This is a genomic window from Bradyrhizobium sp. (assembly GCF_049512235.1).
In the GTDB taxonomy this organism is placed as follows: domain Bacteria; phylum Pseudomonadota; class Alphaproteobacteria; order Rhizobiales; family Xanthobacteraceae; genus Bradyrhizobium.
Genome location: NZ_JBEKXH010000233.1, coordinates 1 through 10,226, shown reverse-complemented (window position 1 = coordinate 10,226; position 10,226 = coordinate 1). Strand labels below are relative to the sequence as shown.

The following is a 10,226-nucleotide window of genomic DNA, read 5'->3' as shown; positions in this document are numbered from 1 at the left end:
TTCCTTCATGCCGAGCGGCGTCGCGTTGACGACAACATCAAAACCGGCCGGATCCTTGGAGCCGACCTCTATCTTCAACGCCGGATAGTAAGTTTGCAACCGCTCCGCCAAACTGTCCATTGCCGCGGCGTGGGCGTCGAACAACGCAAGCCCAGCCACGCCGGCCCTGGCAAACGACGCCACAATGGCAGAGCCGACGCCTCCGCTCCCGACCACAAGCACGCGTGCACCTGCCAGCACCCGGCCCTTGCGCAGAACGCCGCGAACGAAACCTTCGCCGTCGAACATATCGCCGACCAATATACCCCCTGGGCCAAGGCGAATGGCGTTACACGAGCCCGCGACCTTGGCTGTGGTCATTACCTCATCCAGCAGCGGGATCGTAGTCACCTTGTGCGGCATGGTGACAAGCGCACCCTGGATGTTGGAGAGCTTGAACACGAGCTTGAGAAACGCAGCGTAGTCTTCGGGCCTGCAGCCCATCGGAACGACGACCGCGTCGATATTGTACTTCTCGAAATATGGATTGTAGATCATCGGTGCCTTGAAGCTTTCGGTCGGGTAGCCGAGATGAGCAATGAGCTTCGTGCGTCCGCTGATCGTCATGGGATTCTCCTTTTCTCAACATCAAAATGGTTGTCCAAAAGTCCGGCTTCAGAAAGCTGCGACAACGGAGTGACTTGAGCCAATCCCTGGGCACTCTGGATGCCTTGGGTACCCGAACTCACTTTGCATCGGCCTTGTCGAGCAGATGCGCAATACGTCGCAGCGCCAGGGTATAACCTTCGGTGCCGAGCCCCGCGATCACCCCGTCGGCGCGAAGCGATACATAGGAGTGGTGGCGGAATTCCTCGCGCTTGTGGACGTTCGATATGTGAACTTCGATGATCGTCGCTTCGAAGGCATTCAGTGCGTCCAGGATCGCAACCGACGTATGCGTGAAGGCGGCAGGATTGATCACGATGCCGGATGCGGCTTCTCTTGCCTCGTGAATCCAGTCGATGATTTCGTATTCACGGTTCGACTGGTGAAAGCGAAGTTCAAGTCCGAGCTCTGCGGCGAGCTCACGGCAATCAGCCTCGACACCGGCTAGAGTTTCGTGACCATAGATGTGAGGCTGGCGTTTGCCAAGCAGATTGAGGTTAGGACCGTTCAACACGTAGACGATTCGGCTCATGGTGGACTCCGGGATCATGCTTGTTTGACTTGGCAGCAGTGATGCGCATTATCAACCTCTGACGCGACACGGAACTGCACCGATCGATCGCAGCGCGAACACAGACGCGCTATTCCTTCAGCAGCCCCAACTCCTGGAGCACCACTGATGCTTCCCTGACGGCATGATTGGCGGCGGGCACGCCGCAATAGATCGCCTGTTGCAATACGATCTCTTTGATGTCATCCGGCGTGAAGCCGCCCTCGGTCAGGGCCGCGCGCACATGCAGGCGAAATTCGTCCCACTGGCCAAGCGCCAACAGGCTTCCGATCACCAGCACGCGGCGGGTGCGCTCGTCGAAATGCGGCCGGGTCCAGATATCGCCCCACGCGTGACGCGTGATCAGGTCGATGAATTCCGCGTTGAAGGAATTGGTGTTGGCGGCCGACTTATCCACCCACGCGTTGCCGAGCACCTTACGGCGTTGAGCCATGCCGGCCTCACGGCGTTTTTGATCGTCCATTGTCACCTCTGATGAGCTTTGCCTGAGGGTACTTCCCGGGGTGTCCTATTTGTCGTCGAGCGAAGCAAGTAGCTGGTCGATCAGTATTTGTGCGACGCCCTGATAGGCCATCGGCTCGAACAGTTTTTCCAGCCTATCTGCGCTCAAATGCACGCTGACGTCAGGATCTCTGGCCAGCACATCGCGCAAGTCAGTTTTCCCGGCGACCGCCCTGTTACTTGCGGCCTCTATCAGATGATGGGCCTCGCTCTTGCCGATCGTTTCCGCCAGAGCCATCGTCACCGCCTCAGCCATGATCAGCCCGTGGGTGGCATCGAGATTGACGCGCATGCGCGCCGCATCGACCTCCAGCCCCTCGGCAATATCGACTGTCGAGGCGAGCGCGCCCGAGGTGACGAGCTGCAGCATCGGCAAAACAGGCCATTCCGCGTGCCACGGTCCGGCGCTGCGCTCGTGGTCCTGCACCTGCGCGGCGAAGATGGTCGCCGCAAGATTCGGCGCCATGGTGGCCGCGGCCAGCGCGGTCGCGGCAGCGACGGGGTTGCGCTTGTGCGGCATGGTGGAAGAGCCGCCGCGGCCTTCCCCGGCGGGCTCGAATGCCTCGGCAACGTCGGTCTGCATCATCAGCTGCACGTCGCGGGCGATCTTGCCGCAGGTGCCTGAAAGAATAGCGAACACCGAGGCGGCCTCCGCTATGCGGTCGCGATGGGTATGCCAGGGGGCCTCCGGCAGCGGTAGCCCAAGCTCCTGCGCAAGTCTGGTCGCGACCAGCAGACCCTGGTCGCCGAGCGCTGCCAGAGTTCCCGCAGCACCGCCGAACTGCAGCGCCAGCCCCTCGCTGCGCAATCGCCGCAACCGCGTGCGCGAGCGATGCAATGCCGCGGCATATTCCGCGAGTTTGAGGCCGAACGGCATCGGCAACGCATGCTGCAGCCAGGTGCGCGCGACGACCGGGGTGTTGCGGTGCCGGCGCGCGAGCCTGGCAAAGCCCGTAATGGCGCGATCGATGTCCAGAAGCAGCGCATCAGTGGCCGCTCGCAAGGTCAGCATGGTCGCGGTATCGATCACGTCCTGGCTGGTGGCGCCCCAGTGCACATAGCGCGCCGCATCGGCGTCGGCCCTGGCGACCTCGGCGGTGAGTGACTTGACAAGAGGGATCGCGAGGTTGCCGGAGCGCGTCGCCGCCTCGGCCAGTGCGTCCTGGTCGAACGCACCGGCTTTGCAGGCTTTCGCAATCGCATCGGCTGCCCGCGTGGGGATGACGCCATTTGCCGCCTCGGCGCGCGCGAGCGCGGCTTCAAACTCGAGCATATGCTGGAGGCATGCCACGTCGTCGCAGACAGCGCGCATGGCGGCGCTCGACAGCATTGGTGCGAGCAGGGGCGACAGGGAAGTACTCATGATGCGTGCGACCTAACCGTCCGGCCCGGCCTCTGCCAATCCCTCAACTGCCCCCGGCAGGCCGTAGGCTTCCAGTTGTCCCCGGACCTGCGCGACATTGTGCCCAAGCACGACGATGTGATGCTTGTTGCCGTTAACGTCCCGGACATGGTCACTGAGCAGCGCCTCAGCCTTGAAACCGAGGCTTTCGAACAGCGTGATCGCGGCCTGCTGGTCGACCGTCATCTGGACCGATAATTTTTCAAGACCGGCGCCGAGCGCCAGCGCAAAGGTTTCCTGCGACAGTGCCCGGCCTACGCCCTGGCCGCGGACATCCCGTGACACCACCATCCGGATATCGCCGACATGCGGCGACCAGGAATGCGGATCGCGGACCAGCGTGCCGCAGCCCACCACGGTCCCGTTCTTGAGCGCCAACAGGCTGGTGATCGCGCCGCGCTCGATCTCCTTGACCCAGGCCGACAAGACCTTGGGCTCGCTGATGTTGCGCGGCAGGAACAAGAGATCGTGCACCGGCAGCTGCTGCGCAAAGTCGAGCACGGCGGCTTCGTCGTCAGGCGCCATCAGCCGGAATTCGATCTCGCCGGCCTCGGTCTGCACGAGGCGCGGATAGGAACGTGTTTGGCTCATGTCGACCTCTCACATAACCAGGAATCGAGCTTCGGCCACAGCCGCTTGATGGCGTTGGCGCCGGCGACCAGGCTGACGTGACCGCCCTTGAGCATCACCTCTTGCTTGTCGGTCGAGCCGATCTTCTGAATCAAGGGCTTGGCGGCATCATAGGGAACGATGTGATCGTGCTCGGCGACCGCGTGCAGCACCGGCACCTTGATTTCAGCAATATCAGCGCGCCGGCCGCCGACCATCATGGTGTCGTTGTAGAGCTTGTTGTCCCACATCAGGTCCTTGGTGATGGAGCGGAAATACTCGCCGGCCAGCGGCAGGATGTCGGTGGCCCAGCGGTCGAACATCCGGTACGACTTGACGAATTCGTCATTCCAGATGTTCTCCCACAATTGCACCTGGCTGGCGGCGCGCGACGCCGGCCGCAGCATGTCGAACGACGACAGGATCATCTCGGCCGGCACATTTCCGACGCTGTCGACCAGCCGGTCGACGTCGAAATAGCGTTTGTCCGCAAAATTCTGGAACAGCTTCATTTCACGGAAATCGACCGGCGTGGTGAAGCAGATCAGATTCTTCATCGGCCCGTCCGGGAAAATCGAGCCGTAGAGCAGCGACAGCACGCCGCCGAAACAATAGCCGATCACCGTGACGTCGCTCTCGCCGGAATCAGCCTGCACCCGGCGGATGCAATCCGGAATGAAGTCGAGGACGTAGTCCTCCATCCGCAGGCTCTTCTCTTCCGGCCGCGGCGGGGTCCAGTCCAGCATGTAGACGTCGTAGCCGCGCTTGAGCAGGAACTCGATAAAGCTCTGGCCCGGCACCAGGTCGAGGATATAGCCGCGATTGGTGGTCGCCATCACGATCAGGATCGGGACCCGGTAGATCTCGTCCGACATCGGCCGATAGTGATAGAGATTCATGGTGCCGCGGACCGCCAGGATGTCCTTCGGCGTCGACCCGAGCGACGGGCCCGACGACGATATATATTCGACGCCCTTGATGCTGCGCTGGATCGCGCGCTGCACCTCGGACTGGATGCGCTCCGGCATCGATGCCAGATCAAGTCCTGCCGGAGCGTTCATTTTGCTTCTCCTTCGGCTGACAAGGGGTGACCGGCACATGCCGGCTGCGGCGCGCTACGATATCCGCCTTCCGGCGCGACCGCGCTCGGCGCTTCGATCAATTCAATTCGTATGTTTCGCAGCACTTGCGGCAAGGTGGCCATGGCAAGAAGCAGCGACCAGCCGGACGAGATGAAATGGGCTCGAACGCCGAGGGGCATGTCCGAGTGGTGTGAAGCATTGATTACGACGATGTCAGATACCCAGGCCTTATGGGCTTCCGCAATCGCCGATGCGAGCTGCATTGCGGAGGCGGGGGCTACCAGGACTGCCTTTCTGCCGATGCGTTGGGTAGTGGCGCGTATCAAATTTGTGACCGATTGGTCGTCAAAATTCACGGAAAGACTCGTAGTCACCGGGCGATAGCCGAGGACCTTGAGCCAGTTCGAGAGCAGCAGGAAGGGAAGATCGCTGCCGAGCTCCGGGACGAGGATAACTGGTTTGCCGTCGCCAAATTGAGCCTTGCCGCCGAAATAGACCGACTGCCGCGCCACCGTCATGGTGTCTACTCCGAATCCCGCCAACATCCACGGCCAGGTCGTAAAGAACTCCAGCGCAGGCGTAAGAAATTCGAAGAAATCCGCCATGGGGCCTTGGTTGTCTGGCGAGACAGCCGCGTCGTTGTCGCGACGCCCTTCGTGGAGGCCGGCCAGGAATTCCGTGACGAACCCGATACATTCTTCGGTGGCCTCCCACATCACACGATGGCCGCAGCCGGGAATGACGATCAGCCTGGCTCCCGGAATGAGACCAGCGATGAATTTTGAATTCTGCGGTGAAATCAGCTGGTCGAGATCGCCGGTCAGCACAAGGGTCGGGACCTGAATGTTCGGAAGCGCCTTGGAGCCATCGAATTCGGCAAAGGCCTGAAATTGCAGATCCGCGGCGTGCAGAGGGGTTGGCGCCGCGATCTCGCGTCGCATCTGATCTTCTGCCCGTTCGCGGTGGTTCTCGAGATATCCCGGCGAATAGGTAACACGCCAGATCTGCCGGGCGATCTCTTCCGGCTTCAGCCCGTCGAGTTCCCGCATTACCCGGACGACGGACGGTGACGCGTATATCGCGCGCGGACCGCCGCACGTCGTTGCGCAAAGTACCAATCCTGAAATCCGATCGGGAAATTGCTGAACCAACTCTTGCGCGATCGCGCCTCCCATCGAATATCCAAGAACACTGGCGCGTTCAATTTCCAAATGGTCCATAAGGCCGCGCACATCCTTGGCCATGTTCGAGATTTCATAGCCGATCGTGGGCTTGTCGCTTGCACCTGTGCCGCGGTTATCGAAGATTACCACCGTGAATCGCGCCGCAAGCGCCTCGATGAAATCGAGTGGCCAGGCGAGCGAGCTGAGACGATAACCCATGATGAGAACAAGAGCTGGCCCGGAGCCACGAACGCCGTATGCGATCTTGATGCCATTGCTGTCGGCGTGCCGCATTGACATGGGGAACCCTGCCAGCGGACGCAGGCTTTCCGGGCCGTCGATCTCGATCCTCTGGTTCACAATACCCCCGCCTGTTCACGCAGCACGAACTTCTGGATCTTCCCGGTCGATGTCTTGGGCAATGGGCCGTAGACGAAAGTCTTTGGGACCTTGAAACGCGCCATGCGTGCCTGGCAAAAGGCAACGACCTCTTTGTCCTCGGGCTGCGAAGCGCCGGGCTTGAGTTCGAGAAATGCGCAGGGCGTCTCGCCCCACTTCGGGTCGGGACGAGCCACGACGGCCGCCAGCATGACGGCGGGGTGCTGCGTGAGCACTTCCTCTACCTCAAGGCTCGAAATATTCTCGCCGCCGGAGATGATGATGTCCTTGGAGCGATCCTTGATCTCGATCGCACCGTCGGGATGCCAGACCGCGAGGTCGCCGGAGAGGCACCAGTTTCCAACCAGTGTTTTTGCCGTCGCGGCCTCGTTTTTGAGGTATCCCTTCATCACGGTATTGCTGCGCACCATGATCTCGCCGACCGTCGTGCCATCGCGTGGAACCGGGGCCATCGTCTTGGGATCGGCGACCGTCACAGCCTCGACCATCGGATAGGCTACTCCCTGCCGCGCCATCCTGGCAAAGCGCTCGTCATCCGGCAGCGCGTTCCATTCCGGCTGGAAGACGCAGGAGGTCGCGGGCCCGTAGGTTTCGGTAGCGCCGTAAAGATGAGTAACCCGGAAGCCGAGGGCTTCCATGGAGCGGAAGACGGCGGATGGCGGCGCCGCGCCACCGGTCGCAACCGTCACGGTGTGCTGGAACGGCACGCGCTGATCGGCGGGCGCGTGAGCCAGCATATTCAGTACGATCGGCGCACCGCAGAGATGCGTGACCCGATGCTCCGCGATCAGCCGGAAGATCTGCGCGGGCTCGACCTTGCGAAGACATACTTGGGTTCCGCCGGCGGCGACAACCGCCCACGGATAAGACCACCCGGAACAGTGAAACATCGGCAGTGTCCAAAGGTAGATACTGTCGAAGGTCAGTCCGAAGCTGAATCCATTGCCGAGCGCCGAGAGGTAGGCGCCGCGATGACTGTAGACGACGCCTTTTGGGTCGCCGGTGGTCCCGGAGGTATAGAGCAGGCATAACGACTGCCATTCGTCGGTGACGCCCGGCCAGTCGAAACCCGGGTCGCCGGAAGCGAGAAACGCCTCGTAGGCGTGCTTGCCCAGTGGCGCGGCCGGCAAATCCGGAGAAGCGATATCGATGACGACGATCTCTCGATCCACTTGTTGCAGCGCCTGCCGTACCAACGGTGCATATTCCGCATCGACGATCAAAACCTTGGCGCTTCCATGCATAAGCGAGAAAGCGACATTTGCCGCATCAAGGCGGGTATTGAGAGGATTGAGGACGGCGCCGAGCATCGGCACCGCAAAATGCGCTTCGATCATCTCCGGAATATTCGATGCAATGATCGCCACGGTATCGAGTCGTCTGACCCCAAGCCGGGCCAGCGCGGATGCGAGCCGGACACAGCGATCAAGGAGCTGCGCGTACGTATAACGACGCCCGCCGTCGATCACTGCCACCTTGTCGGCGAAGGCACTTGCGGCGCGGGTCAAAAAGCTGACGGGCGACAACGGTATGAAGTTGGACGGATGCCGATCCAAATTCGTCTCGAAAGGGTGCGTGTCGTTGGTATTCATCGGATCACCTCATCATCTTCCGCCAATGTCGCCCTTGCCTCACTGAGGTGTGCGAGTCCGTTTTCGGGAAACCATCATTCATAGGGTCGAAACCATGTGACCGCCATCGGCCACGATCACGCTTCCGGTCATGTAGGAACCGGCCTCCGAAGCCAGCAGCAGAAGCGGCCCTTCGAGTTCCCGCAATTCGCCAAGCCGCCGCTGTGGAATCCGCTTGATCAGCGCCTGACCCGCGGCCTCCTGGAAGAAATCGTCATTGAGTTCGGTTTCGAAATATCCCGGAGCAAGCGCGTTGACGCGAACGCCATAGCGCGCCCATTCCAGGGCCAGGGCCTTGGTCATCTGCACAACGCCGGCCTTCGAGATCGCATATGGAGCAACGGAACTTGCAACCCGCAGGCCCAGGATCGAGGCCACATTGACGATGGAGCCTTTCACCTTGTGCGCGACCATTCTACGTCCGGTCGCCTGCGCCACCAGCCAGACTCCCTTGAGGTTGGTGTCGATAACCTTGTCCCAATCGGTCTCGTCCTGCTGCAGTGCTGGCCGTGTCGCCGTAACACCCGCGTTGTTAATGACGATCTGAACTGGACCGAAGCGCGCTTCGGCGGCGTCCAGCGCGCTCTCGATGCTCGCTGCGACGGTAACGTCCATCACCACGCTGTGGGCTTGGCCGTCGCTAGCAGCGATGTCATCGACGGTTTTGGCCAAGGCTTCCGCGCGCCGCGCGGCAACGGTCACGCGTGCCCCCCGCGCGGCAAGACAGGTCGCGAAAAACCGTCCAAGACCGCTTGAGCCGCCGGTAACCAGCACATGCGACCCTTGGATTCCAAACAGATCGCTCATCGCAAATCTCCTGCAGCCCGGGAATGCGGCATCACTCGACCCTGCTCCAGACCAGAATTGATCGGCCCATGGTGCCATCGAGGTAGCTCTTGTAGGGAGCGGTCGTGATCGTCAGCGTATTTCCCTCCAATACAAAATGCCGGATTTGGTTGGTTCCGGTCCATGCCTGGTTCCACGAAGTGTCTATGTGATGAACCACGACATTCTCGCCCAATGAGTACGTGCCGGCATAAGCGACCATTGTACCAAGCAATTGCACGCCTTCCTCGTCGGTGGGCACCACGTCGCGAGGCGCCACGCGGTCGTGCCGCGTGAAGATTGCATACATCCTACCGTCCGACGCATATCCGATATATCCGTCCGGCGCTTCGCCGAACTGATTGTGCCTTTGACCGTCGGACAGGCGCTCGCGAACGTAGCTTCGCAGTTTCCACGTTCCGAGCACGGGGCAATCCGCCGGCGGCTTCCCGGGCTTCACAGATGCCAAGATCTCCTTGTCCGTCGCCAAATTATCCTCCCATTATGAGCGGCCAAGTCGACAAAACCGGTCGGTTCATCAACGCCACCGGCAATCTTCAGACGTCGAAGAACACCGTCTCCCGTTCGCCTTGAAGATGGATGTCGAAAGTGTAGACGATGGCACCGCCTCGCTCGGACCGGGGCGCTATCAGCGTTTGGCGCCGCTCCGGTTGCTCGATGATGTTCAGGACCGGATCCTGGGAATTTGCCTCTGCCTCATCGCCAAAATACATGCGCGTGGCCAGGCCTATATTGATGCCGCGGGAGGCCAGCCAAAAATTGACGTGAGGCGCCATGGCCTTGCGGCCTCTGCGGCCGGCTACGCTTCCCGGCTTGATGGTGCGAATTCTATAAAGGCCAGTCTCGAAGTCCGTACCTGTCCGGGCCCAGCCGCGGAAGCCCTGATCGAGGGATTTATTCTGCCTGTCGGCGGCATGATTATAGCGGCCGGCCGCATTCGCCTGCCATGTCTCTACCAGGACATCCTTGGTCACGTGGCCCGCACCATCGAAGATTCGTCCCTCGATCACGATGCGCTGGCCCGCGACATCCGGACCGGCGATGTCGCCGCTGAAATTGTTCTCGAAGATCTCGAACCCCGCCTGATTTGGAATCAAGCCGATGTGCACATAAGGTCCCGCCGTTTGCGACGGGGTCTCAGGCAGCTGGGAAAGTGCAAATGGGGTCGGTATCATGTCTAGCTCCCCTGCAGCTTGTTCTCGAACAAGGTTTGGCGGCGTCCTCGCAACACGATGTCGAAGCGATAGGCGAGACACTCCAGCGGGCGCGATGCATTGAGGTCGAGTTTTGCGGTCAAGCGATCCGCCGCTGACTTGTCGGGAACGGTGGCGATGATCGAATCGTGGGGGATGAGCGGATCCCCTTCGAAATACATCT

Annotated in this window: 12 protein-coding genes; all 12 read right to left on the bottom strand. The window is 61.0% G+C overall.

What is annotated here, in order from left to right:
* A partial coding sequence (locus ABSG20_RS20650; protein WP_423866366.1) for a shikimate dehydrogenase family protein occupies positions 1–606 on the bottom strand: 606 nt, incomplete at its 3' end.
* A 118-nt stretch (positions 607–724) separates the two neighbouring features.
* Positions 725–1,177 (bottom strand): type II 3-dehydroquinate dehydratase, encoded by a 453-nt coding sequence (gene aroQ, locus ABSG20_RS20645; protein WP_423866365.1) that lies wholly within the window; start codon positions 1,175–1,177, stop codon positions 725–727.
* A gap of 109 nt (positions 1,178–1,286) precedes the next feature.
* Complete coding sequence (locus ABSG20_RS20640; RefSeq protein ID WP_423866364.1) at positions 1,287–1,679, bottom strand: carboxymuconolactone decarboxylase family protein; 393 nt, start codon at positions 1,677–1,679, stop codon at positions 1,287–1,289.
* A 45-nt stretch (positions 1,680–1,724) separates the two neighbouring features.
* Positions 1,725–3,080 (bottom strand): 3-carboxy-cis,cis-muconate cycloisomerase, encoded by a 1,356-nt coding sequence (locus ABSG20_RS20635; protein ID WP_423866363.1) that lies wholly within the window; start codon positions 3,078–3,080, stop codon positions 1,725–1,727.
* 12 nt (positions 3,081–3,092) lie between these two features.
* Complete coding sequence (locus ABSG20_RS20630) at positions 3,093–3,710, bottom strand: GNAT family N-acetyltransferase (protein ID WP_423866362.1); 618 nt, start codon at positions 3,708–3,710, stop codon at positions 3,093–3,095.
* Complete coding sequence (locus tag ABSG20_RS20625) at positions 3,707–4,789, bottom strand: alpha/beta fold hydrolase (RefSeq protein WP_423866361.1); 1,083 nt, start codon at positions 4,787–4,789, stop codon at positions 3,707–3,709. The genes ABSG20_RS20630 and ABSG20_RS20625 overlap by 4 nt, the downstream gene beginning before the upstream one ends.
* Positions 4,786–6,333 (bottom strand): alpha/beta fold hydrolase, encoded by a 1,548-nt coding sequence (locus ABSG20_RS20620; RefSeq protein ID WP_423866360.1) that lies wholly within the window; start codon positions 6,331–6,333, stop codon positions 4,786–4,788. Before ABSG20_RS20620 ends, ABSG20_RS20625 begins: the two co-directional genes overlap by 4 nt.
* On the bottom strand, positions 6,330–7,964 hold the full coding sequence (locus ABSG20_RS20615) for an AMP-binding protein (protein ID WP_423866359.1): 1,635 nt from the start codon (positions 7,962–7,964) through the stop codon (positions 6,330–6,332). The genes ABSG20_RS20620 and ABSG20_RS20615 overlap by 4 nt, the downstream gene beginning before the upstream one ends.
* Before the next feature lie 78 nt (positions 7,965–8,042).
* Positions 8,043–8,810: an SDR family NAD(P)-dependent oxidoreductase gene (locus ABSG20_RS20610; RefSeq protein ID WP_423866358.1), complete on the bottom strand. Its 768-nt coding sequence runs from the start codon at positions 8,808–8,810 to the stop codon at positions 8,043–8,045.
* A 31-nt stretch (positions 8,811–8,841) separates the two neighbouring features.
* A complete protein-coding gene (locus tag ABSG20_RS20605) occupies positions 8,842–9,318 on the bottom strand; it encodes a lipocalin-like domain-containing protein (RefSeq protein WP_423866357.1) in 477 nt (158 codons plus the stop codon).
* 67 nt (positions 9,319–9,385) lie between these two features.
* Positions 9,386–10,024: a protocatechuate 3,4-dioxygenase subunit alpha gene (gene pcaG / locus ABSG20_RS20600; protein ID WP_423866356.1), complete on the bottom strand. Its 639-nt coding sequence runs from the start codon at positions 10,022–10,024 to the stop codon at positions 9,386–9,388.
* A 2-nt stretch (positions 10,025–10,026) separates the two neighbouring features.
* Positions 10,027–10,226 (bottom strand): dioxygenase family protein (locus ABSG20_RS20595; protein WP_490338333.1); only part of this gene is annotated, 200 nt, incomplete at its 5' end.